Below are 24,142 nucleotides of genomic sequence, written 5' to 3' on the forward strand. Positions count from 1 at the left end.
GATATCGGATCGCGCCGCATGATCTTACCCCTTGCGGTCCTGGCCGTCCTCGCTGCCGCTTTCGGGTTCACCGCATGGCAGGCGGGCGCTATCGAACGACGGTTTCCAAGGCACGGCGAGCTGACCGACGTTGGCGGCTACAAGCTGAATTCCCTGCATGTCAAAGGCCCGGACAATCCGTCTCTCCCGCCTGTCGTCTTCATCCATGGAGCAAGTGGCAACCTGCGGGATCAGGAAACAGCCTTCCGCAAATCGCTGGAGGGATGCGCCGAGCTTCTCTTCGTCGACCGCCCCGGCCACGGCTATTCCGAGCGCGGCGGACCTGAAAACGATTTTCCTGAGGGTCAGGCGGCTGCAATCGCGCGGTTGATGGAACTCAAGGGCATCGACAGGGCGATCATAGTCGGCCATTCCCTCGGCGGTGCGATCGCCGCGAGCTTTGCCGTCTTCCATCCTGAAAAGACGGCTGGCCTGCTGTTTCTCGCGCCGGCAACCCATCCCTGGCCGGGTGGCGTCGACTGGCACTACAATGTTGCGGCCATGCCCTATGTCGGCTGGTGGTTCACCCACCTGATCAGCCTGCCGGCGGGCATGCTGATCATGGACGGCGCGACCAAGGCCGTATTCAGCCCCAACCAGCGCCGCGACCGCTATGTCGACGAAGGCGCGCCGGCACTGGTGCTAAGGCCGCAGAATTTCCACTACAACGCGATCGACGTCGCCAATCTCAACGCCTATGTCGCCCGCATCGCGCCGCGCTACAAAGAGATAAAGACACCGACGGTGATCATTACCGGCGACAGTGACCCGGTCGTGGCCGAAGAGATCCATTCGCAAGGCCTCGCCCGCGATATTGCCGGTTCCGAACTGGTGATGATCCACGGCCTCGGTCACAAGCCCGATTATGTGGTGACGGACGTGGCGATCGCGGCAATCGAAAAGCTCTCCGGCATCGACCGCGATCTCCAGTCCCTCGCTCGCACGGCCGAAGCCCGGCTCACCCAGTCCGGCGTGCCGAGCCGTCCGGCCATCGGCCTTTCCGTCGAGAAGAGCTGAGGCCTCTTTAAGAATGGAAGCCTCGTCGAACGACCTGGTTCAGCCACTAACCACAGTGCCAAATAGGCCGACAAGGCTGCCATTACGTGTCAGTCCAAGCGCAAGTCGCGGCAGCACGCATCCTGCGATGACTGTGCCATCAGGAGACGCTTCGTCGGGCAAGGCTGCCAATAACAGTGGATCACCGATCCGCACGAAGGCAGCCGCAGTGAAGGCCGAATGATTGGAGAACCAATCAATCATGCCAGTCCATGGAATGAAGTACGCCTCACCGCTCTCTTCTCCATCTAGCAGCACTTCGTTCCACCACACAGTTTCCTTGGAAAATGGCTCGGCAGTGATCGTTGCCTGGGGGAAAATTGTACCGCCGAAGCATGTCCGCATGAGAGGCTCATCGATAGCCGCGACCGGCGGCGAAGATCTCCCACCGGCGATAAAGAACGGATAAAACGCCGTGTCAGCCTGCGACCCCATTCCGACACTGACACCGCGCATCAATTCAGCGGCCTCTTCCGCCAGCCGCCTGCATAATGCGAGTTCATCACCATCAATTTGGGTGGAGACCGCATCTCCATCGCGCGCAATGGTTCCGTCTCGATAAACGACGGTGCGGCGTGAGAGGATATTGTTCGGCCATTCCGCCTCAGCCTCACCGACCTCATAATTTTCCATGCATTCGCGAACGATGGAGAGCCGTTCCGGATCTGGTTCATTCATCTTGGGATCTCGGCCATGCAGATATCTTAAACGCAAGACGACCGGATCGCTCCGGCCGTCTGAGATTTTCGCATTGCGGCTTTCGCCTTACATGCCCGACTGGCCGTCGGAGCCGATATAGGCGATGCGCAGCATGTTGGTGGCGCCCGGCGTTCCGAGCGGCACACCGGCCGAGATGATGACGCGGTCGCCCGGTTTGCCGAAACCTTCCGACACGACGATGCGGCAGGCGCGGTTCACCATGTCGTCCAGGTCCGTCGCATCGTGGGTGACGACGCAATGCAGACCCCAGCAGACCGACAGGCGGCGCGCCGTCTGGATGATCGGCGACAGCGCGATGATCGGAACGTTCGGGCGCTCGCGCGAGGCGCGAAGGCCGGTCGTGCCCGACGAGGTATAGGTGACGATAGCCGACAGGCGCAGCGTCTCGGCGATCTGGCGGGCCGCGAGCGAAATCGCGTCGGCGCCGGTCGCCTCAGGCGTGGCGCGCTGGGCGTAGATGATGCTCGGATAGAGCGGATCCTGTTCGACCTGGCGGGCGATCGACGCCATCATCGACACGGCCTCGACCGGATACTGACCGGAAGCGGATTCGGCCGACAGCATGACCGCATCGGCGCCTTCGAAGACGGCGATCGACACGTCGGACACTTCGGCGCGGGTCGGTACCGGCGCCGAGATCATCGATTCCAGCATCTGGGTCGCGACGACGACCGGCTTGCCGGCGCGGCGGCACGCGCGGGTCAGCTGCTTCTGGATGCCGGGAACGGCTTCGATCGGCATTTCAACGCCAAGGTCACCACGGGCGACCATCACGGCATCGGAAAGCTCGATGATCTCATCGATCCGCTCAAGCGCCTGCGGCTTCTCGATCTTCGACATGATGCCGACGCGGCCACGGGAAATCTTGCGGACTTCAGCGAGGTCTTCCGGGCGCTGTACGAAGGAGAGCGCCACCCAGTCGGCTTCCTCGGTCGCGAGAACGGCGTCGAGGTCGGCCCTGTCCTTTTCGGTCAAGACGCCGACAGCAAGCAGCGTATCGGGCAGGCTGACACCCTTGCGGTCGGAAATGCTCGTGCCCGCGACGACGGTACAGACGATGCTCTTGCCGTCGGCCTTCTCCGCCTTCAGCGCCAGCTTGCCGTCGTCGATCAGCAGGCGGTCACCCGCCTTTACGGCTTCCAGGATTTCCGGATGCGGAAGATAGACGCGGGTCTCGTCACCGGGCGCCTCATTGTTGTCGAGCGTGAAGGTCTGGCCCGGCTTCAGCGTCACCTTGGTATTGGCGAACTTGCCGACGCGCAGCTTCGGGCCCTGCAGGTCGCAGAGAATGCCGATCGGACGCCCGCAACGCTCTTCGACCGCGCGGATGCGCTTGATCAGCGTCCGCATCACGTCATGGCTGGCATGGCTCATGTTGATGCGGAAAAGATCCGCACCCGCTTCATGCAGCTTCTGGATCATCTCCTCTTCGGAGGATGCCGGGCCGAGCGTGGCAAGGATCTTTACTTTGCGGTTACGCCTCATCAATTCTGGCCTTCCTGCGTGCCGGGCGTATCGGAGAGCTGGACCATCCAGCTGCCCTGTCGGCCCGTGTCATATTCCTTGAAGCCCATGCGCTGGTAGCCACGGGCGAAGCAATCGTTGACGCCGACGATCTTGAACTCGTTTTCGGCGACGCACATGTTCACATTGCCGGTCCAACGTCCGCCCCGAGCGGAGTCCTCGGCATAGAGATAATAGTAGCGGGACTGCAGCTCGCCCTCGATCAGGGTCGCGCAGGTGGAGGCAGGCACCTGCCACCAGCCTTCGGTGTTCCAGCCGTCCTGCGCGCGGTAGCCGATGGCCACGCCGACAAGGTTCTGCGTACCGTTGCAGACGCGGAAATCCGCATGGGCCGGCGACGCCATCAGGAGCGGCCCGCCGATGCACACAGCGAAAGTCCCGGCCGGTACGGAAAGGAGCGCACGAAGATAGTTTTTCAGGGATTTTTTCGACACGGTTTCCGTCAGGACTCCATGGTTATTCGTGAGGCACTTTCTCGCGCGGACGGCATTGAAAGTCAACGAAGCTCCAATCGATTATAATGCCCTTTTTGGTGGTCTTTTCGTGAACGCACCCAATGATCTCTGATCCATGTGCAAGGAGGCCGGCCTTGCGCCGCGTCCGGCACCATGCCATCACCGACCGCGGAACACCGTTTCGAATAGCTTTCCCCGATACAGGCCCATGCAGGACTTCAAACCTTTCGAAATCATAGAAGGCGACTATGACAAAGGCATGGTGCTTCTCGCCGACCATGCGATGAACCGCCTGCCGGAGCGCTATGGCAGCCTCGGCCTGCCCGACACCGCCTTCATGCGCCACATCGCCTACGATATCGGAATCGAAGGCATGACGCGCAGGCTGGCGGCAATGCTCGGCGTGCCCGCCGTGCTCGGCTGTTTCTCCCGACTGCTGATCGATCCGAACCGCGGCGAGGACGACCCGACGCTGGTGATGAAGATTTCTGACGGCGCGATCATCCCCGGCAACCATCCGATCACCGACGAGGAATGGCAGTTTCGCCTCGACACCTATCATCGGCCGTATCACCGGGCCGTCGAGCAGACGATCGCGAAGACCGCAGCGGCCACGGGCAAAGCGCCGCTTGTGCTGTCGCTGCATTCTTTCACGCCATTCTGGAAGGAATTCGCCCGCCCTTGGCATGCAGCCATTCTCTGGGACAGCGACGACCGCGTCGTCTTGCCATTCCTCGATCATCTGCGGGAGCCGGGCGATATCGTCGTCGGCGACAACGAGCCCTATGACGGCGCGTTGAAGGGCGACACGATGTACCGCCACTGCATGATGGCGGGTATACCGCACGCGCTGCTCGAAGTCCGGCAGGACCTGATCGGCGACGACACCGGCATGGATGCCTGGGCGCAAAGACTGGCGCCCATCTTCAACCGGCTGAACGCCGACCCCACATTGCACGAATACAAGATCTTTCCGTCGCGCACCGGCCCCTATCCGGCATGAACGGCGACTACATGAAGGAGACGCTCCGATGACCGAGCTCACCAGGGAACAGCAGACCGAACTCGAGGCGGCCGCATTTCGCCGGCTTGTCCAGCATCTGCGCCATCGCACCGATGTGCAGAATATCGACATGATGAACCTTGCCGGCTTCTGCCGGAACTGCCTGTCGAACTGGTATAAGGACGCCGCGAACGAGGCCGGCATCGAGCTTTCCAAGGATCAATCGAGAGAAATTGTCTACGGCATGCCTTTTGATGAGTGGAAGAACCTTCACCAGAAGGAAGCCAGCGACGCTCAAAAAGCCGCATTCGAAGTCAACAAGCCGGCCCATGACTGAAGCTGACGGAGGCAAGCTGAAATGCCCAAGATGATTGATTGGGCTTGACCTCGCCGCCGCTTTTCGGCACTTGACCACCACTCAGAGACATTCCCATTACCAGGAGGCCCCGATGTCTGATGCTCATGGCGTCGCCCGCGACCAACTCCGCGCATTTGTCGAGCGGATCGAAAGACTAGAAGAAGAAAAGAAGACGATTGCCGACGACATCAAGGACGTCTACGGCGAAGCCAAGTCGATGGGCTACGACACAAAAATCATGAAGAAGGTCATCGCCCTTCGCAAGAAGGACGACCAGGAGCGCATGGAAGAGGATTTGATCCTCGACACCTATCTCAGCGCCCTCGGCATGATCCCGGGTGCTGCCACCGACGAGGAAGAAGCAGCCTGATCCGATCGTTTCAAAGCCCGCCGCAAGGCGGGCTTTTTCGTTCCAGCCTTTCCCACACATATTCCCCCTGGGAGCGTCCCCATGCCAGACCATGACGTGATCGTAATCGGCGCCGGCTTTACCGGGCTCACGGCCGCCGTCACGCTGATGGAGGCCGGACGCAACGTCCTGCTCGTCGAGGCAAGGGAGCGTGTCGGCGGGCGGGCAGAGGCTGAATACCTGCCAAACGGCACCCGCATCGATACTGGTGGCCAGTTCTTCTGTCGCGACATGACGCATCTGGCCTCGCTCGCCAGACAACATGGCGCCGAAGAAGTCTGGACTTATGTCTCAGGCAAGCCGTCCTATCGCCCGCCGATCGCCGATGAAAGGGGCGAGAGCATCTGGCAGGAGGTCGACCGGCTGCGCGACCGCATGATCGCCCTCGACCTTTCCGACCCGTCGCTTGCCGGCCTGACGGTTGCGCAGTGGATCGATGATCAGCGGGACGAAGATCCCGAAGTCCTGAACTCCTATCGTCGCTTGGTCATGGGCCTCTGGTGCCGCGCGCCGGAAGAAATCAGCCTCGCCTATCTGGCATCGAACGACCGCCGCATCACCAATGTCTATCCCGAGCTCGAAATGTTCCTGGCGGGCACGATGCAGGGCCTTGCCGAAAAGCTCGCCGCACGGCTTGGCGATCGTCTGCGCCTGTCTTCGCCGGCCACCTGTGTCACCCTGATGGACGATGAGGTGGAAGTCGACGTCAATGGCCGTGCGCTGACCGCCCGGCAGGTGATCTTTGCCGTGCCACCGGTCATGGCGCGACATATCGAGATCGCACCTGCCCTGCCCGCGCGCCTGACGAAGGCACTTAACGCGTGGTCGCCGGGCTGCGTCATCAAGCTGCAGATCGGTTATGAGGCGCCATTCTGGCGTGACAAGGGCCTGAACGGCTCGGTGCGCTGGAGCGAGCCTCAGGGCATGTATGCCTGCGACGCCAGCCATGGCGATTACCATGGCATCGTCGTCTTCATCGGCGGCCCGCTGGCATCCGAGTGGCATAAGCGCCTGCAGGCGGATCTGGTCGCCTTCGTCACCGATGAGCTGGCAAGCGCTCTCGGCGATGAGGCTCGCACTCCACGCTCCACCTGCGTACGGGACTGGGTCAACGATGCCTGGAGCGACGGCGCCTATAGCGATGTCATCACGGATCTCAATTCACCCGATGCAGAGGCGGTCCTGCTCGAAGGTCTGTCGCGCCTGCGTTTCGCCTGCTCCGAGCTCTCGCCCTCGTTTCCCGGCTATATCGAAGGCGCGATCGTCGCCGGCACGGAAGCTGCCCAAGCAGTCCTGAAGGCCTTGGAAAATTAGGCACGGCTTCGCCGCCGCATCGACGCGGCGGCTCCGATTTCACGGATCAGTTGAAGCGGCTTGGATCGATTGCCACGGTCGCGGCGACTGGCTTGAACCCTTCGTTGCCATAGGCGGCGGAATATTCGCTGTTGAGCGTCCGGGTGACGACGCGTGGCGCCTTAACGGACACGACGTCACCAGCCTTGCCGTTGTTCAGCGCCCACTTGGCCAGCGCGTCCTGGGTCAAGTCACCGGAAGGCTGCGCACTCGGCTTGTCGGATCGGCCACCCTTCATCGGTGTCGCGGTGACGGAAGCCGAAACCGGCCTCGGCGCATCAAAACCGTCACCGAACTGCTTGGCGCGGGACGGCGCCTGCAGGATCTTCGGCGACAGGGCCGCAACATAGACCGGCTTGTGTGGCGGCGCGACCGGCTCAGCAGCACGGACGTTCGCAGCAACCGGCCTTACGGCGGCGACTGGAGCAGAAACCGGGCGCTCGTCATCCATACTGCGCGACAGGGCGGCCACCAGCTCAGGCGTCAACTCCTGTTCCTGAGACTGGGCGCGAGCCTGCGGCTGAGGCGGCTGGGCAACCGCTGCAAAGGCCATCTGCGGCGCTGCTGGGCGATGGCCCGGAAGCGGCACTGCCTCCATCTGCTGCAGCGAAGCCGGTACATCCGCCAACGACGCGGTCATCGACGACGTGTCGGCATCGCCCTTCAGGCCGCGTGCACCGAGCAGGGTCGGCACGGGCACCGAATATTTGGCGAGATCCTCGAAATCCTCGTTCGGCGTCTGACCGCTGGCCGCAGCGGCCGCCTGCAGCGCGAGTGCTTCCTGCGCCGGGTTGCGCTGCTGCGAATAGAGAGCGGTCGCCAGTCCACCCGGACCATCCTGACGGAAGGCCGGGCGCGAGGCCGGGATCGGCGCTGCAATATTGGCAGGCTGCTGCTGTTGCGTCGGCTCGGCCGATGCGACCATCACGCCGGGCAGCGGCGCATTGTCGTCTGCATCGTCCGAAGGCCTGAAGGCCGGAGCCGTCGACGGCTGCTGACGCGGAGACGCCATGGTCGGCGTGCTGCTTTCGCCGTTATCCTCTTCCTCGTCGGCACCACCGCCGAAAAGCGAGGCCAGGAAGCCACGACGCTTGCGCTCGCCGGCAGGTGCGCTGCCGGCGGTCGAAGCGATCTCGATCGAGCTTGAGCCGACGCGCTTCTTGTAATCCGCCAATGCCTGGTCATAACCCGGCAGCGGATTTCCGTCGGCAGGAAGGTGAAGCGTATTGCCCTTGGGGAAGATCTGCACCAGTTCCTGGCGGCTCATGCGTGGCCAGGCACGAACGCCGCCGACATCGAGATGCACGAAAGGAGAACCGGATTTCGGATAATAGCCGACGCCGCCGACCTGCATCTGCATGGCAAGAGCGCGGAGCGTCGCGAGCTTCACGCCCGGAATGTAGAAATCCATCGCCTTGCCGAGCGTGTGCTGGCTGTTCTTGGCAACACCCGTGTTGCGCGAACGCGAGCGCAGCATGCCGTTGGTTGCCGGCGAACGATAGGCGGAGACGACGTGGATGTAGTCCTTGGCGCCGCTGCGGCGATAGACTTCCCAAACGAGATCGAAGAGCCGAGGGTCCATCTTGGTCGGCTCGTTCTTGCGCCAGTCGCGCAGGAACTTGTTGATCTGGGCCAGGCCCTTGGGATCGAATCGGCCATTGCGCTTGAATGTGATCTCGGCCTTTTCACCCGTATGGATGAAATAGAGCTTGAGGCTGCGGTTCTCCGCAGCCGCCTCGGTCACGGAAGCGGACAGGATCGAGCCGGCAACGACTGCCAGCGCGGCGCCCATGGCAGCGCGCTTGGCCAGCGATTGAAATACTTTCAGAGCGAGATGTCGCATGCTCGCGCCCGAAAGCGTTTCTTTTGCATTCAACAAAGGCAAAGCGATCCCCGTCCTGTAGACAACGTCCCTCGCTGTCTCATTTGACTGACAATTGCGGTCACACGATGGCAAATTTGCCACACATGTACAAGCATCTCTCCTATAGTCAATGAACTGCTAAGGATAGATTGACGCAGATTGCCATGGTTTCCTTGCCTGAAGATGACGGACTGCTAATCGAAATTCCGCTTCAAGCTGCTTCCTTCAGCGGATCATCCGGATCGATTCCGTAATCCTTGAGCTTGCGATAAAGGGTCGAGCGTCCGATACCGAGCTTGCGGGCAACCTGGCTCATCTGGCCGCGATAGAACTTCAGCGCGAAACGGATGAGTTCTTCCTCGACATCGGCAAGCTTGCGCACTTCGCCCGTGTCGTCGGTGCTGACGATGACATTGTCCGATGCCGGATAGGCTGCGGCAAGAAGCGCGCGCGGGTCCGGCCGGTTGGAACGGGGCGGCATAGAAGGTTGTGGAAAACTCGTCTCGCCCATGTCCAGTCGGCTGACCGAAGCCTCCGTCGGCATGGCCGGCGCGACCGCCGTCGCCGCCAATTCCGCCGTACGGAATTCCGGAATCTGCGCCGCGATCTGAGGGAAATCGAGTTCCGTCAGCTCTTCGCCTTCCGCCAGGACGACGGCGCGGAAGATCGCGTTTTCAAGCTGGCGGATGTTGCCGGGCCAGTCGTAGGCGGTGAGCAGGCCGAGAGCACCGGCGCTGACGCCGAGATGACGCGGCAGCTTCTGCTCCACCGAGAAGCGCTCGGCAAAGACGCGGACGAGATGCGGAACGTCTTCCTTACGGCGGCGAAGCGCCGGAATGGTAATCGGGAAGACGTTGAGGCGATAATAGAGATCTTCGCGGAACCGACCGGCGCGAACCTCTTCGATAAGGTCCTTGTTGGTCGCCGAGATCAGGCGCACGTTGACCTTCTGCACCTTGCCGGCGCCGACGGTTTCGATCTCGCCCTGCTGCACGGCACGCAGCAGCTTGACCTGAACGTCGAGCGGCAGATCGCCGATCTCGTCGAGGAACAGCGTGCCGCCATCGGCTTCGACGAACTTGCCGGTATGGCGTTCGGTGGCACCCGTAAATGCACCCTTCTCATGGCCGAACAGGATGCTCTCGACCAGATTGGCCGGGATCGCGCCGCAATTGACGGTGATGAACGGCTTGTTGGCCCGATCGCTGCCGGACTGGATGGCGCGGGCGATCATTTCCTTGCCGACGCCGGATTCACCTTCCAGCACCACCGGGATGTTGGAATGGGCGGCGCGCTGGGCGAGATCTATGACACGCAGCATGTCCGGGCTTGCCGAGACGATGTCGTTGAAGCCGACGACACCCGGACGACGACGTCCGGCCTTGGACTTGCCCTCGCGCTGGTCGAGCTTGAGCGCGTTGGAGATCGAGGTGGAAATCCGTTCGGGGAGACCGGTTTGACGACGAAGTCGAAGGCGCCTGCCCGCATCGCCTGGACGACGGATTCGATGCTGCCCTGCCCCGTCTGCACGATCACCGGCGTCGTTGTGCCCGTCTCGCGCAGCGCCGCAAGGAAGCTCAGCCCGTCCATCTCTGGCATCATCAGGTCGAGCACGATGACGTTCACGTCACCGGTCGCCCGAGCGAGAAAGTCGAGGGCTGCTCTTCCGTTCTCAGCAAGATGCGCCACATGCCCATGACGCTCGACGGCGTTCTTCAGAAGGCGGCGCTGGATCGGATCGTCATCAACGATCAGGATGTGAGCAATCATGCTTTCGGCTCCCGGCAACGTTCATCGTGCGCCCTTTTTGGGCTCTTATGCCTAGGGTTGTGCCAGAAAGGCTTGAACATCCCCTTTTGAGAAAAGCTCACATTTTAACCGTCTGAACGAAAAGCGGACGGCTCGCGCTGCCGGATGCGAAATGCTAACCCTCGATGATCGATTTCAGGAAAGGACAAGTCATGTTGAACCGCCCCGCGCAGTTGCGCATCGCAATGGCCACAGCCTCCGCGAGCGCCACGCCCTCCGAGCCTGTAAACGATCCCGTTCTCGGCACGCTGCCGGTCTGGAAGCTTTCCGATCTCTACGCCGCAAAGGACGCACCGACCTTCACCGCCGACCTGAAGAAGGGCGAGACGGACGCACTCGCCTTCGAGACCAAGTGGAAGGGCAAGCTTGCCGAAGCCGCGACGAAAACCGGTGCTGGCGGCATCGGCGAAGCGCTGAAGGAATACGAGGCGCTGGACGACCTGCTCGGCAAGATCGGCTCCTTTGCCGGCCTTACCTATTTCTCCGACACGTCCAACCCGGCCAACGGCAAGTTCTATGGCGACGTGCAGGCAAAGCTGACGGACATGTCCGCTCATCTCCTGTTCTTCGCGCTGGAACTGAACCGCATCGACGATGCAGTCATGGATGCCTGCATGGATCGCGATCCGGCCGCCGGTCACTATCGCCCCTGGATCGTCGACCTGCGCAAGGACAAGCCCTTCCAGCTGGAAGACAAGCTGGAGCAACTCTTCCTCGAAAAATCGATGACCTCGGCCGCCGCCCTCAACCGTCTCTTCGACGAGACGATGGCGGAACTGCGCTTCGACATCGACGGTGAGAAGCGACCGCTCGAAGTCACCCTCAACATGCTGCAGGAAAGCGATCCCGAGGTTCGCGCCAAGGCGGCGGCCGCCTTGTCAAAGACCTTCAACGAAAACCTGCGCGTCTTCACGCTGATCACCAATACGCTCGCCAAGGACAAGGAAATCTCCGACCGCTGGCGCGGCTTCGAGGATATCGCCGACAGCCGCCACCTGGCCAACCGTGTCGAGCGTGAGGTCGTCGATGCGCTGGCCGAGGCCGTGCAGCAGGCCTATCCGCGCCTCTCCCATCGCTACTATGCGATGAAGGCGAAATGGCTCGGCATGGACCAGATGAACTACTGGGACCGCAACGCGCCGCTGCCGGAGACGCCGAAGGCGCTGATCCCCTGGACCACCGCCAAGGACACCGTTCTCTCCGCCTATGGCGCCTTCGCCCCGGAAATGGCCGATATCGCCGGCCGCTTCTTCGACGAAGAATGGATCGACGCCCCTGCCCGCCCCGGCAAGGCACCGGGCGCCTTCGCCCACCCGACAGTGCCCTCGGCGCATCCCTATGTGCTGGTCAACTATCTCGGCAAGCCGCGCGACGTCATGACGCTCGCCCACGAACTCGGCCATGGCGTGCATCAGGTGCTTGCCGGCGAACAAGGCGCGCTGATGTGCCAGACCCCGCTGACACTGGCGGAAACCGCCTCCGTATTCGGCGAAATGCTGACCTTCCGCGCACTCCTGGAAAAAACGACCGACAAGCGCGAACGCAAGGCGATGCTCGCCCAGAAGGTCGAGGATATGATCAACACGGTCGTGCGCCAGATCGCCTTCTATCAGTTCGAGCGCAAGCTCCACACCGCCCGCAAGGACGGCGAACTGACGGCGGAGCAGATCGGCGAACTATGGCTGTCGGTCCAGAACGAGAGCCTCGGCCCGGCGATCAGGATCTCGGAAGGCTACGAGACGTGGTGGACCTATATCCCCCACTTCATCCATTCGCCCTTCTATGTCTACGCATACGCCTTCGGCGACTGCCTGGTGAACTCGCTCTACGCCGTCTACCAGAACGCCGCTCCCAATTCCGGCAAGGGGGCTTCCAGGACAAGTATTTCGAACTGCTCAAGGCCGGCGGCACCAAGCACCATTCGGAGCTGCTAAAGCCGTTTGGCCTCGACGCGACCGACCCGACCTTCTGGTCCAAGGGCCTGGCGATGATCGAAGGGCTGATTGATGAGCTGGAAGCGCTCGACAAGGAACTCGGCTGAAAGCTCAAGACAAACAAAAACGGCCGGGTCTCCCCGGCCGTTTTTGTTTAACGAGAAAATTGTCTACCTGATCACCGGCTCGACCGTCAGATCCCGTCCGCTCGACGCGATCACCCGCACCCGTGAGCCGACCGGCAGGTCCGGCCCCATCACCGACCACATCGTATCGTCGAGCTTGATGCGTCCGCGACCTTCCAGGATCGGTTCGGATAGTGTCGCGGTCCGCCCAATCAGGCTCTCGCCGCGACGGTTGAGTGTCGGCTCGTCTGTCCTGCTGCCCTTGCCGTTATAGATCCGACGCCCGACGATGGCGAAGAGAACGGAGAGCACGGCAAACAGCAGAAGCTGGACATGCCAGCCCCAAAACGCGGCATCCCAGAAGGCGAGCGACAGCGCGCCGAGCACGACGGCCGCAGCACCGATCCAGATCAGGAAGACGCCGGGCACGACCAGTTCCAGCACCAGAAGCACGATGCCGACAATCCACCAGCCCCAGGCGCCAAGGCTATTCCAGAGTTCGACCACCATCGCCTTACCTCTCAGAGGTCGGTGGCGTGAACGGCGGCACGACGGCGGTGACCGTCGGCGTGCTGCGGGCCGGACGTGGTGGCTGAGGGCGAGGCGCGGACGGTGCCGGACCATTGCCGTCGCCGAACACTTCCTTGGCAATGGCGCCGATACCGCCGATCGAGCCGATCAGCGACGAGGCTTCCAGCGGCATCAACACGATCTTCGAATTGCTGGCCTTGCCGATCTCGACCAGCGCCTCAGTATATTTCTGTGCCACGAAGTAGTTGATCGCCTGCACGTCGCCGGCGCCGATCGCCTCGGACACGACCTGCGTCGCCTTGGCTTCCGCTTCCGCCAGACGCTCGCGCGCTTCCGCCTCGCGAAACGCCGCCTCGCGCTCGCCTTCTGCCTGCAGGACGGCTGCCTGCTTCGCGCCTTCTGCACGCAGGATCTGCGCATTACGGGCACCTTCGGCCTCCAGAACCAGCGCGCGCTTTTCGCGCTCCGCCTTCATCTGCCGGGCCATGGATTCAACCAGATCCTTCGGCGGCTGGATGTCCTTGATCTCGATACGGGTCACCTTGATGCCCCACGGATGAACGGCTTCATCGACCACACGCAGCAGGCGCTCGTTGATGACGTCGCGGTTGGATAAGAGCTCGTCGAGATCCATCGAACCCATGACCGAGCGGATATTGGTCATGGTCAGGTTCTGGATGGCGTTTTCCAGGTTGGCGATCTGGTAGGCGGCCTGGGCTGGGTTCAGCACCTGATAGAATGCTACCGCGTCCGCCGCGACGCTGGCATTGTCCTTGGTGATGACTTCCTGCGTCGGAATGTCGAGCACCTGCTCCATCACGTTCATTTTGGAGCCGATGCGCTCGATGAACGGCGTCAGGATGTTGAGGCCCGGCTGCAGCGTGCGGGTATATTTGCCGAAACGTTCGACCGTGTACGCATAGCCCTGCGGCACCGTCTTCACCAGAGCGAAGAGCAGCATGATCGCAAGGATCACCACCACGATCACGAAAATATCAAAACCACCAATATTCATAGAATAACTCCCCCGTGACGATGTCGCTGCCATATGTGTGGCGAAGGAAGTTCAGGTCAAGCATTCACAAACGCCGGCCAACGCTTTAAAGAGCCACGACGAAGACCGGTCGCAGCCTACCCGGACAAAACAAGGACCCAAGATATGAAGACAATAGTCGTCTGCTCCGGCGGACTGGATTCCGTTTCGCTTGCCCACAACATCGCCGCCAGGGGCGACCTCATGGGTCTCATCTCCTTCGATTATGGTCAGCGCCACAGGAAGGAACTGGAATTCGCCGCTGCGGCGGCAGAACGCCTCGGCGTCTTCCACCAGATCATCGACATGCGCGCCATCGGCAGCCAGCTGACCGGCTCGGCCCTCACCGATGATGTCGACGTCCCCGACGGCCACTATGCCGAAGAGACGATGCGCATCACCGTGGTGCCGAACCGCAACGCGATCATGCTGACGGTCGCCTTCGGTGTCGCCGCCGCGCGTCAGGCGGACGCGGTCGCGATCGCCGTCCATGGCGGCGACCACTTCATCTATCCCGACTGCCGCCCGGGCTTCATTGACGCTTTTGACACGATGCAGCGCCACGCGCTGGACGGCTATGCCTCGGTGAAACTCCTTGCTCCCTACGTGACCGGCTCCAAGGCCGACATCGTCACCGATGGTGACCGAACCGGCACGCCCTTCATCGAAACTTGGTCCTGCTACAAGGGCGGTGAGCGGCATTGCGGCCGCTGCGGCACCTGCGTCGAACGCCGCGAAGCCTTTCATCTCGCCGGCGTCGAAGACCCGACAGACTACGAGGACCCGGATTTCTGGAAGGCGGCGACCGAAGGCTTTCAGGCCCCGGAATTCAAGGCAGAGGAGATCCGCTGATGTACCGGATCACCAAGGAATTCCATTTCTCCGCCTCGCATCAGCTGTCGCACCTGCCGGCCGATCACCAATGTGCCCGCCTGCACGGCCACAACTATATCGTCGTCGTCGAACTTGCCTCGGCCGATCTGAACGATGACGGTTTCGTGCGCGACTATCATGAACTCGCGCCGCTCAAGCGCTACATTGACGATGAATTCGACCACCGCCACCTGAACGACGTGCTCGGCCACGACAAGGTGACATCGGAATATCTGGCAAAACACTTCTACGACTGGTGCAAGACCCGCCTGCCAGAGACCACGGCCGTGCGCGTCAGCGAAACGCCAAAAACCTGGGCCGAGTATCGGCCCGAGATCCGGCCATGAGCACCACCTCAGACAAGATCCGCATCAGCGAGATCTTCGGCCCGACCATCCAGGGCGAAGGCATGCTGATCGGCCAGCCGACCGTGTTCGTCCGCACCGGCGGCTGCGATTATCGCTGTTCGTGGTGCGATACCCTGCATGCGGTCGACAGCGCCTATCGCCACGACTGGAAGTCGATGGATGCCGAAGCGATCTGGAAAGAGGTCCGCCGCCTTTCCGGCGATACGCCGCTGATGGTGTCGCTGTCCGGCGGCAATCCCGCCATCCAGCCTCTCAAGCCTTTGATCCGGCGAGGCAAGAACGACGGCTACCGCTTCGCCATAGAGACGCAAGGGAGCGTGGCCCGCGACTGGTTTGCCGATCTCGACGTCCTCGTGCTCTCGCCGAAACCGCCGTCGAGCGGCATGGAGACCGACTGGGATACCCTGACGGACTGTCTCGCAGCGGCTGGAAAAGCGCCGCGCATCGCCCTGAAATTCGTCGTCTTCGACGATGCCGACTATGACTTCGCGAGAGATGCCTCGCGGCGCTGTCCGGAACTGCCCGTCTATCTCCAGCCCGGCAACCACACGCCTCCGCCACCGGACGATGACGATGCGAGGATGGACCTCGACGGCATCATGGACCGTATGCTGTGGCTGGTCGACAAGGTGACCGGCGACCGCTGGTTCTCCGCCACCGTCCTGCCGCAGCTCCACGTTCTCCTTTGGGGCAACAAGCGCGGGGTCTGACATTTGCTTTTCCGCCTCCGGCCCTAAATCTCAGGAAGGTTTGAGGGAGGCGGAAACAATGCGTCATGACGTGCTGATCGTGGGGGCCGGACCGACCGGCCTCGTGCTGGCGCTTTGGCTCACGCGAATGGGCGTGAAGGTCCGCATCATCTCCAAGGCATCGGGACCAGGTACGGCTTCGCGGGCGCTTGCCATCCATGCCCGCACACTCGAACTCTATGGGCAGCTGGATCTCGCAAAGCCGATCGTCGCCGACGGACATCACGTTGCCGGCGTCAACGTCTGGGTCGGCGGAGAGAAGCAGGCGCGGGTGCCGCTCGGCAACATCGGCGAAAGCCTGACGCCCTACCCTTTCCTCCACATCTACCCCCAGGACCGGCACGAGCAACTGCTCCTGTCGCGGCTGGAGGCGATGGGTGTCACCGTCGAATGGAACACGACCCTCATCGATTTCGAGGAAACGCCCGACGCCGTGGTCGCGCGCCTGCAGACGGCGGACGGATGGCAGACCACATCCGAGACGGCCTTCCTAGCCGGCTGCGACGGCGCAAGCTCGGCAGTGCGCAAGTCTCTCGGCTTCGGCTTCCCAGGCGGAACCTACCAGCAGACCTTCTATGTCGCCGATGTGGAGGCATCCGGCCCGCCGATGAACGGCGAGCTCAACATCGCGCTCGACAGCGCAGACTTTCTCGCCGTCTTCCTCTCGATCATGGAACGCGTGCACGGCTGATCGGGACGGTGGAGGAAAGCGACACTGACGCAGGCAGCTTGCGTTTCGAGGACCTGAAGGACAAGGCGGTCGAACATCTCGGCATCGAGGTCACAACGGTCAACTGGTTCTCGACCTACCGCGTCCATCACCGGGTGGCCGAACATTTCCGCAAGAGCCGCGCCTTCATTCTCGGCGATGCGGCGCATATCCATAGCCCGGCCGGCGGCCAGGGCATGAATACCGGCATCGGCGATGCCATCAACCTCGCCTGGAAGCTGAAGGCCGTCCTGTCCGGCGGCGTCAGGGATGCCGAGGCGAAGGAGCGGCTGCTTTCATCTTTCGAGGAAGAGCGCATCGCCTTCGCCCGCAAGCTGGTCCGCACCACCGACCAGGCCTTCAGCCTTGCCACGTCGGACGGCCGTATCGCGCAATTCGTCAGGACGAGGCTGGTGCCGCTGGTCATGCCGCTCGCCGCCGGACTGGAGCCGATACGGGAATTCATGTTCCGCACCGTCTCCCAGATCATGATCAATTATCGCGGCGATTATCTGAGTGTCGGCGAAGCCGGTCAGGTCCATGGCGGCGACCGCCTGCCCTGGCTCGATGCCGGCGACGGCCGCTCGAACTACGATGCGTTCAATCGGCTCTGCTGGCAGGTGCATGTCTATGGCTATGCGGGATATGCGCTGGAGGATTGGTGCAGCAAAAACGCCATCCCCCTGCAGGCCTACCCCTGGCAACCAGCTTGCGAGGACGCCGGGTTCGCCCGGGACGCCGTCTATCTGCTGCGGCCAGACAGCTATGTCGCCGCGGCTTTCCATGCAACGTCCCTCGAAGCGATCGAGCGTTACTTCGACGACCACGGCATCAATCTGCCGATGACAGCGAGTACCGCCGCCTATTCAGCGTAGATCATCTTCTTGGTCATGCCGCCATCGACCGAGAGCGTCTGCCCGGTGACGAGATCCTGCCCCGGCAAGGTAGAGCACCGCATCGGCAATATCCTTCGGGCGGCCGACGCGACCGGCCGGATGCTGCGCCTCGTCCTCGTGGCTGAGCTTCGTCTCGTTGGTGATCCATCCGGGCGCGATCGCGTTCACCCGGATCTTTGGCCCGAGGCTGACGGCAAGCGCATGGGTAAGCGCCACCAGCCCGCCCCTGGATGCCGCATAGGCTTCCGAATTCGGCTCCGACATGAAGGCGCGGGTGGACGCCATGTTGACGATCGAACCACCTTCGCGCATCAGCGGCGCAACCGCCCGCGTCATCAGAAAGGCGCCGGTCAGATGGCTGTCGATGACGCGGCGCCAGTCGGTGAGCGACATCTCGAGGATCGGCGCGCCGAGCGCGCCGCCCGTGGCACCCGCATTGTTGACCAGCAGGTCGAGCCGATCCCACTTGAGTTCGGCAACCGCGATCTCGACCGAAGCCTCGTCCGACACATCGCATTCGACCTGCCGCACTCCCTCAACCGGATGTGCCGCCTCCGTCAGATCGAAGGACGCGACCTCATAGCCTCTCGCAGACAGTGCCTCACAGATCCCGGTCCCGATCAGCCCGGCGCCTCCGGTGACGATTGCCTTCATCATGGTTCGCTCCTTTGGTTTCCGAGTTGCCCGACAGGACGACGGATGGGAAAAAGTTCCCTCCCAAACCTCCCCACAAGGGGGAGAGTTTAGCCTGGCCGCACCGCCGAACCTCAATCGGAGCAGGCGATGGCTGCGAGTCTTCTCCCCCTTGTGGGGGAGATGGCCGGCAGGCCAGAGGGGACTTACCCGCGACAAAACACCGGCTCAAACCCAGCCCTGCAACTCCCGCCGCACCACATTTTCCAGCACGTTCATCCCACCCTCGCTATCGTTCAGGCACGGGATGTGGACAAATTTCTCGCCGCCGTGATGCATGAAGATCTCGCCCGCTTCGCCGGCAATTTCTTCCAGCGTCTCAAGACAATCCGAGACGAAGCCCGGGTTCATGATCGCGACCCGCTTGATGCCTTCGGCGGCCAGCCCTTCCATCGTCTTGTCGGTATAGGGCTGCAGCCACTCCTCCGGCCCGAAGCGGGACTGGAAGGTGATGCGCAGCTGGTTTTCCGAATAACCGAGCGCCTCGCGCAGCAGCCGCGCCGTCTTCTGGCATAAACAGTAATAGGGATCGCCCGCCTTGAAATAGGATTGCGGGATGCCGTGGAACGAGGTGATCAAAAGCTGCGGCTCCCAGTCGAGCGTCGATAGCGTCTGGCGCACCGAATTGGCCAGCGCCTCGATATAGACCGGGTCATCGTGATAGGTCGGCACGGTGCGCACGGCCGGCTGCCAGCGCATCTTCATCAGATGCTCGAACGCCTTATCGTTGACGGTCGCGGTCGTCGCCGCCGCATATTGCGGGTAGAGCGGGAAGAGCACGATCCGGTCGCAGCCCTGCTCCTTCAGCGCATCGATCTTCGACGCGATGGACGGCTTGCCGTAGCGCATGCCCCAGTCGACCACCACATTCGGCAGGTCCTTCAGCCGTTCAGCCATCAGCTCACCCTGGTTACGGGTGTAAGTGCGGAGATAGCTCTCGTTGAGATCCTTGTTCCAGATCTCCTCATAGGCCTTGCCCACCTTCTGCGGCCGCTTGTTCAAGACGATGCCGTAGAGGATCGGGTACCAGTAGAGCTTCGACCATTCGATGACGCGGCTGTCGGAGAGGAATTCCGCCAGATAGCGGCGCATCGACCAGTAGTCCGTGCCGTCGGGCGTGCCGAGATTGACGAGCAGCACGCCGACCTTGCCGAAGGAAACGGGTTGGTGGCCGGCGGGCATGAAGGGTGACGAAGAGGTCATGAATGTCTTCCAGATGAGCGTACCGAAACCAATACGGTGATGGCGAAGCTGCGGATTACTTAGAAACAAAAAACGGCTCGGGAAACCCCGAGCCGTCAATGTGATCGGGACATTTTGTCCCGATCTATCCTTTCACCGCACAATGCAGTCCTTGATCAGCGTCAAGAAACTCATTTTGCCGGCAGGTCCAGCTCCTCGCCGACGAGAATGACGTTCGGATTGCGCAGGCTGTTGGCCTTGGAAATCTCCGTCCACTTCTCGCCGTCGCCATAGGTGCTCTCGGCGATTTTCCACAGCGAGTCACCCTCCACGACCGTGTACTTGCTCGGACCGGCAGCCGGCGGCGTGGTCTGGCCCTGGGCCTCCACGGTCGTCGGCGCTGTCGCCGTTGCCGGGGCGGTCGCGGCAGGTGCCGGAGCTGGTGCTGCGGGCGCCTGTGCGGTGGTTGCAGGTGCAGGCGTTGCAGGCTTTGCATCCGCCTTCGGCGCCGGCTTGTAGTCCGCCGGCGTCAGGTCGGTGATGCGACCGTCCGTGTAGGGCTTGTACGGGCTGTTGGCGGCAATGTAGTCCGCCACGGCGTTTTCGAGGTTGGGGCCGAAGTCATAGGCATTGATTGCACTAGTGTTGAACACCTTGTAGCCGTCGCCGCCGGTGCGGACATAGTTGTTGGTGACGACGCCATAGGTCTTAGCCGGGTCGATCGCCACGAAGCCCTCGCCTTCCTTGACCTGTACGTCGCTCACCCGCGAACCGGCCGGCTTCGACTTGTCGAAGGAGAACTTCATGCCGGCAACCTGTGGGAAACGACCCGCGCCGTCATCGATCTGACTGACACCGTTTTCCAGCGCGGCCACGACATCCGAGCCCTTGAGTTGGAAGGTCGCGATCGTGTTCTGGAATGGAAGGACGGTAAGCACTTCGCCCATCGTCACGTCGCCACCGTCGATCGAGGCGCGCAGACCACCACCGTTCTGGAAGGAAAGCGTAATGCCCTGATCCTTGACGCGGTCGAGCTGCGCGTCGGCAAGGAGGTTGCCCATCGTGCATTCCTTGGCTCGGCAATTGACGCGGTCGCCATCGATGGCGCTTTCCGACTGCCCGACGACCTTCTTCTTCAGCTCCTCGAGCGGTCCGCCGAGTTCCTTGACTTTGGCGACATAGGCTTCGTCCTGAGCGACCGACGCATCAAGCAGTTTCGGCGCGCCCGAAGTGGACTTCACGGCACCGTTGTCGTCGAACACCACGGTGAAATCACCGAGATATTTGGAATAGGCATAGGCCGTCACGATCGGCACGTCGACGCCGGCCGGGTTCTTCACGATCGTCGGATAGGGACCGGCAGCCTTGCTGTCGGTGCTGGACAGATAGGTGTGGCTGTGACCGCCGACGATCACGTCGATGCCATCTACAGCCGCTGCTATCGCCTGGTCACGAACATAACCGACATGCGACAGCACGACGATCTTGTTGACGCCCTGCCCCTGCAGATCGCCGACGGCCTTCTTCAGATATTCGATCTCGTCTTCGAAAGTGATGTCCGGGCCGGGCGACGAAGTCTCGTTCGTGTCGGTCGCCAGAACGGAGACGACGGCAACCTTCTGGCCGCCAAAGTCCTTGATCATGTAACCCTTGTACTTGTCAGCAAGCGCGGAGCCCGGCTTGGCGATCGTGTTGCCGGAGATGATCGGGAATCTCAGCGCATTGATGAACTTCAGAAGTTCGTCCGGGCCATCGTCGAATTCATGGTTGCCGATCGCCATGGCGTCGAAACCGATACCGTTCATGAATTCGGCAACCGGGGCGCTCTTGTAGGTGCTGTAGAACAGCGAGCCCTGGAACTGGTCTCCGGCATCGAGCACCAGCACGTTCTTACCCTGAAGCTCGCTGCGGCGGGTATCGATGGCAGTCTTCACGCGGGCGATGCCGCCGAAGCATTCGTTCTTCTCCGCCTCGGATGCCGTGCAGGTCGAGATCGTATTTATTGATCGGCTCGATGCGCGAATGCAGGTCGTTGATGTGGAGAATATTGAGCTCGAAATCGGCCAGCGCTACGCCGCTCGAAAGGGCCATGACCGAGGCGGTCAGGATACCCAATCCCATAGTCTTCATCATCAGATCTCTCCTTCTTTGCATCAGCCGCGCAAAATGCGGCGGTTCCCGTTTGTTTAATATCAGAGCGTGACAACCGTTCTGCGTGGCATGTTTTCACCAAGCAAAATCGGTTTCAAGGTAAATATGACAAGGGTGCAGAACGCTTTCCTCACGCCCAAAACGCGAGAACCCCGCTCGCGCGGGGTTCTCCGTAAACATCGGATATGATGAGGCGGCTCAACCGCGACGCGTCAGCGAGAACTGCGCACCGCTATCCTGCGTGCAGTTCAACTGGCTCGGCGAGACCAGCGAGCAGTTGACGCGCGACTGGGTCTTGCGAACGAGCGAGGTCATGTTGATCTCGACCAGCGTCGGCGAAAGGTTCGTGTAGTTGCCCGACGCGAGCAGCGCATTGCTGTCGCTGGCGCGCGTGTTGAACGTGCCGCCCTGGAAAGTCGAGACGATGCCGTTCGGATCCACCCAGGAGCCCTCGACACCCTGCGGCTGGGCTGCAGCCATCTGGCGCGGTGGCGGCGAGGAAACGCAGGCGGTCAGGCTGGCGGCTGCGACGAGCACGAGGCCCAGTTTGAAGTTCATGATCTATCTCCCGCGATTCGGTCGGTCATGCGTCGGTGCAAAGCATGGCGTTCCGCTTCATGTATGGCAAGGCGTCGGCTTGTACAGTGTCTCGGCCGGCTGTTTATAGAGAAAACGCCCGCTCTATGGCGGGCGTCTTCGAATTGCACAGAAAATATATCCTTAGCCGTATTAGCGGACCAGGATATTCTTGAACTGCCAGGGATCCTTCTCGTCCAGTTCTTCCGGGAACAGACCCGGGCGACCTTCAAGCGGGTTCCAGTCGGTGTAGTGGCCTTCAACCGGACCGAGATAGGGCGTCTGCACTTCCAGGCAGCGCTTGTAGTCCACCTCGTCGGCCTCGACGATGCCGGCCTTCGGGTTTTCCAGTGCCCAGACCATGCCGGCGAGAACCGCCGAGGTCACCTGCAAACCGGTGGCGTTCTGGTAAGGCGCGATGCGGCGGGTTTCTTCCAGCGAGAGGCGCGAACCGTACCAGTAGGCATTCTTCTCGTGGCCGTAGAGCAGCACGCCGAGTTCGTCGACGCCATCCTCGAGTTCATCCTCGTCGAGAACATGCAGGACCGGCTGCTGGTTACCGCCATTGCCGAACATTTCGTGCAGCGACAGAACCGCATCGTTTGCCGGGTGATAGGCATAGTGGCAGGTCGGGCGATAGACAACTTCGCCGTCCTTCTCGACGGTGAAGTAATCGGCGATCGAGATCGACTCGTTATGGGTGACGAGGAAGCCATACTGAGGACCCGGCGTCGGGCACCAGGTGCGAACGCGGGTGTTTGCGCCCGGCTGCTCTAGGTAGATGGCGGCCTTGCAGCCCTTCTTGTGCTTCTTGGCGTTCTTCGGCATCCAGTTTTCGTGGGTGCCCCAGCCGAGTTCGGCCGGCTGCAGACCTTCCGAGATGAAGCCCTCGACGGACCACGTATTCCAGAACACGTTGAGCGGCTTCGGATGCTTGGTGCGCTGGGTGTCGCGCTCGGCAATGTGGACGCCCTTGACGCCCAGCTTCTTCATCAGCTTGGCCCAGCCTTCGCGATCGTTCTGGTCCGGCTCGTCGAACTTGACGCCCGTATCGTTGGCGAGGTTGACCAGCGCCTGCTTGACGAACCAGGAGACCATGCCCGGGTTCGCGCCGCAGGTGGAAACGGCAGTGGTGCCGCCCGGGTTCTTCTTCTTTTCATGGCGCACGGTTTCGCGCAGCGCATAATTGGTGCGCTCGGAATTCTTCATGCTCTTGTCGAAATAGAAGCCGAGCCACGGCTCGACGACCGTGTCGATATAGAGAACGTCGAGCTTGCGGCACAGCTTCATCAGGTCGAGCGAGCCGGTATCGACCGACAGGTTGACGCAAAAGCCCTGGCCGCCCTTGCCGTCATCGAGAAGCGGCTTCAAGAGCTGCTTGTAATTGTCCTTCGTCACGTGCTCCTTGATGTGACGGACGCCGTGCTTCTTGAGGATTTCCATGTCGGAAGGTTCTTCGCGCGGGTCGATCACCACCATCCGGCTCTTGTCGAACTTGAAATGGCGCTCGATCAGCGGCAGCGTGCCGCGGCCGATCGAACCGAAGCCGATCATCACGACCGGGCCGGTGATTTCGGCATGGACCGGGTAGTTGGTATCCGACATGTCATACTCCCTAATAATCGACTGCTCTTGCAGAAACCGCAGCCTGGCTTTGACGCATAACCTGCCAGTGTGACGGGTATTTTTATGCGTGTTTTGTGGCGCGGCCTAGATCACACTTCCTCGTCAC

20 protein-coding genes and 4 pseudogenes are annotated in these 24,142 nt (G+C 61.7%); 11 read left to right on the forward strand and 13 right to left on the reverse strand.

Annotated features, from left to right (window positions below; translation table 11 throughout):
* Positions 1-18 precede the first annotated feature (18 nt).
* The gene (locus N7E02_RS09315; protein WP_286581587.1) at positions 19-1,056 is read left to right on the forward strand and encodes an alpha/beta fold hydrolase; all 1,038 of its coding nucleotides are present in this window, start codon (positions 19-21) and stop codon (positions 1,054-1,056) included.
* A 39-nt stretch (positions 1,057-1,095) separates the two neighbouring features.
* Here N7E02_RS09315 and N7E02_RS09320 read toward each other — a convergent pair whose 3' ends face one another.
* From N7E02_RS09320 to N7E02_RS09330, 3 genes are all read right to left on the reverse strand, one after another.
* Entirely contained in the window at positions 1,096-1,773 is a 678-nt protein-coding gene (locus tag N7E02_RS09320; RefSeq protein ID WP_286581590.1) for a hypothetical protein, read from the reverse strand.
* Positions 1,774-1,860: 87 nt separating this feature from the next.
* Positions 1,861-3,300, reverse strand: coding sequence for a pyruvate kinase (gene pyk, locus N7E02_RS09325; protein WP_286581592.1), 1,440 nt, complete (start codon positions 3,298-3,300; stop codon positions 1,861-1,863).
* Positions 3,300-3,785: a DUF1036 domain-containing protein gene (locus tag N7E02_RS09330; protein ID WP_374730715.1), complete on the reverse strand. Its 486-nt coding sequence runs from the start codon at positions 3,783-3,785 to the stop codon at positions 3,300-3,302. Before N7E02_RS09330 ends, pyk begins: the two co-directional genes overlap by 1 nt.
* A gap of 217 nt (positions 3,786-4,002) precedes the next feature.
* On the opposite strand from N7E02_RS09330, the gene N7E02_RS09335 reads away from it, so the two are divergent.
* The 4 genes from N7E02_RS09335 (at position 4,003) to N7E02_RS09350 (ending at position 6,878) form a co-directional block, all read left to right on the forward strand.
* Positions 4,003-4,797: an N-formylglutamate amidohydrolase gene (locus N7E02_RS09335; RefSeq protein ID WP_286581594.1), complete on the forward strand. Its 795-nt coding sequence runs from the start codon at positions 4,003-4,005 to the stop codon at positions 4,795-4,797.
* Between the two features lie 28 nt (positions 4,798-4,825).
* Positions 4,826-5,134, forward strand: a complete 309-nt coding sequence (locus N7E02_RS09340; RefSeq protein ID WP_286581596.1) for a DUF1244 domain-containing protein — start codon at positions 4,826-4,828, stop codon at positions 5,132-5,134.
* 112 nt (positions 5,135-5,246) lie between these two features.
* Positions 5,247-5,525, forward strand: a complete 279-nt coding sequence (locus tag N7E02_RS09345; protein WP_093004225.1) for a DUF2312 domain-containing protein — start codon at positions 5,247-5,249, stop codon at positions 5,523-5,525.
* Between the two features lie 81 nt (positions 5,526-5,606).
* Entirely contained in the window at positions 5,607-6,878 is a 1,272-nt protein-coding gene (locus N7E02_RS09350) for a flavin monoamine oxidase family protein (protein WP_286581599.1), read from the forward strand.
* Positions 6,879-6,924: 46 nt separating this feature from the next.
* Here N7E02_RS09350 and N7E02_RS09355 read toward each other — a convergent pair whose 3' ends face one another.
* The 3 genes and pseudogenes from N7E02_RS09355 to N7E02_RS09360 form a co-directional block, all read right to left on the reverse strand.
* A complete protein-coding gene (locus N7E02_RS09355) occupies positions 6,925-8,760 on the reverse strand; it encodes a peptidoglycan L,D-endopeptidase MepK (RefSeq protein WP_286581600.1) in 1,836 nt (611 codons plus the stop codon).
* Between the two features lie 232 nt (positions 8,761-8,992).
* A pseudogene (locus tag N7E02_RS30030) lies at positions 8,993-9,205 on the reverse strand (helix-turn-helix domain-containing protein); the annotation flags it as partial.
* Between the two features lie 161 nt (positions 9,206-9,366).
* A pseudogene (locus tag N7E02_RS09360) lies at positions 9,367-10,551 on the reverse strand (sigma-54-dependent transcriptional regulator); the annotation flags it as partial.
* A gap of 224 nt (positions 10,552-10,775) precedes the next feature.
* Between N7E02_RS09360 and N7E02_RS09365 the strand changes: the two are divergent.
* Positions 10,776-12,631: pseudogene (locus N7E02_RS09365) on the forward strand (M3 family oligoendopeptidase).
* A gap of 63 nt (positions 12,632-12,694) precedes the next feature.
* Here N7E02_RS09365 and N7E02_RS09370 read toward each other — a convergent pair.
* Together N7E02_RS09370 and N7E02_RS09375 are read right to left on the reverse strand one after the other, a co-directional pair.
* Positions 12,695-13,159, reverse strand: a complete 465-nt coding sequence (locus N7E02_RS09370) for an NfeD family protein (protein ID WP_286581601.1) — start codon at positions 13,157-13,159, stop codon at positions 12,695-12,697.
* 4 nt (positions 13,160-13,163) lie between these two features.
* The gene (locus N7E02_RS09375) at positions 13,164-14,195 is read right to left on the reverse strand and encodes an SPFH domain-containing protein (protein WP_286581602.1); all 1,032 of its coding nucleotides are present in this window, start codon (positions 14,193-14,195) and stop codon (positions 13,164-13,166) included.
* Between the two features lie 144 nt (positions 14,196-14,339).
* On the opposite strand from N7E02_RS09375, the gene queC reads away from it, so the two are divergent.
* The 5 genes from queC to N7E02_RS09400 are packed head-to-tail and all read left to right on the forward strand — an operon-like array spanning position 14,340 to position 17,787.
* A complete protein-coding gene (gene queC / locus N7E02_RS09380) occupies positions 14,340-15,065 on the forward strand; it encodes a 7-cyano-7-deazaguanine synthase QueC (protein ID WP_286581603.1) in 726 nt (241 codons plus the stop codon).
* Positions 15,065-15,433: a 6-carboxytetrahydropterin synthase QueD gene (gene queD, locus N7E02_RS09385; RefSeq protein ID WP_286581605.1), complete on the forward strand. Its 369-nt coding sequence runs from the start codon at positions 15,065-15,067 to the stop codon at positions 15,431-15,433. Before queC ends, queD begins: the two co-directional genes overlap by 1 nt.
* Positions 15,430-16,164, forward strand: coding sequence for a 7-carboxy-7-deazaguanine synthase QueE (queE, locus tag N7E02_RS09390; RefSeq protein WP_286581610.1), 735 nt, complete (start codon positions 15,430-15,432; stop codon positions 16,162-16,164). The genes queD and queE overlap by 4 nt, the downstream gene beginning before the upstream one ends.
* A gap of 58 nt (positions 16,165-16,222) precedes the next feature.
* Complete coding sequence (locus N7E02_RS09395; RefSeq protein WP_353622868.1) at positions 16,223-16,894, forward strand: FAD-dependent oxidoreductase; 672 nt, start codon at positions 16,223-16,225, stop codon at positions 16,892-16,894.
* A 38-nt stretch (positions 16,895-16,932) separates the two neighbouring features.
* Positions 16,933-17,787 (forward strand): FAD-dependent monooxygenase, encoded by an 855-nt coding sequence (locus N7E02_RS09400; protein WP_286581612.1) that lies wholly within the window; start codon positions 16,933-16,935, stop codon positions 17,785-17,787.
* Here N7E02_RS09400 and N7E02_RS09405 read toward each other — a convergent pair.
* The 5 genes and pseudogenes from N7E02_RS09405 to N7E02_RS09425 form a co-directional block, all read right to left on the reverse strand.
* Complete coding sequence (locus tag N7E02_RS09405; protein ID WP_286581614.1) at positions 17,779-18,465, reverse strand: SDR family oxidoreductase; 687 nt, start codon at positions 18,463-18,465, stop codon at positions 17,779-17,781. The two genes, N7E02_RS09400 and N7E02_RS09405, sit on opposite strands and share 9 nt — an antisense overlap.
* A gap of 204 nt (positions 18,466-18,669) precedes the next feature.
* Positions 18,670-19,704 (reverse strand): ferrochelatase, encoded by a 1,035-nt coding sequence (gene hemH, locus N7E02_RS09410; RefSeq protein WP_286581616.1) that lies wholly within the window; start codon positions 19,702-19,704, stop codon positions 18,670-18,672.
* Positions 19,705-19,874: 170 nt separating this feature from the next.
* Positions 19,875-21,816 (reverse strand): annotated as a pseudogene (locus N7E02_RS09415) (5'-nucleotidase C-terminal domain-containing protein).
* 216 nt (positions 21,817-22,032) lie between these two features.
* Positions 22,033-22,392 carry an outer membrane lipoprotein Omp10 gene (gene omp10, locus N7E02_RS09420; RefSeq protein WP_286581618.1) on the reverse strand — a complete coding sequence of 120 codons (360 nt, stop codon included), beginning with the start codon at positions 22,390-22,392 and terminating at the stop codon, positions 22,033-22,035.
* 171 nt (positions 22,393-22,563) lie between these two features.
* Positions 22,564-24,015: a homospermidine synthase gene (locus N7E02_RS09425; RefSeq protein WP_286581620.1), complete on the reverse strand. Its 1,452-nt coding sequence runs from the start codon at positions 24,013-24,015 to the stop codon at positions 22,564-22,566.
* Positions 24,016-24,142: the final 127 nt, after the last annotated feature.

Source organism: Terrirhizobium terrae (genome assembly GCF_030323265.1).
Classification (GTDB): Bacteria; Pseudomonadota; Alphaproteobacteria; order Rhizobiales; family Rhizobiaceae; genus Neorhizobium.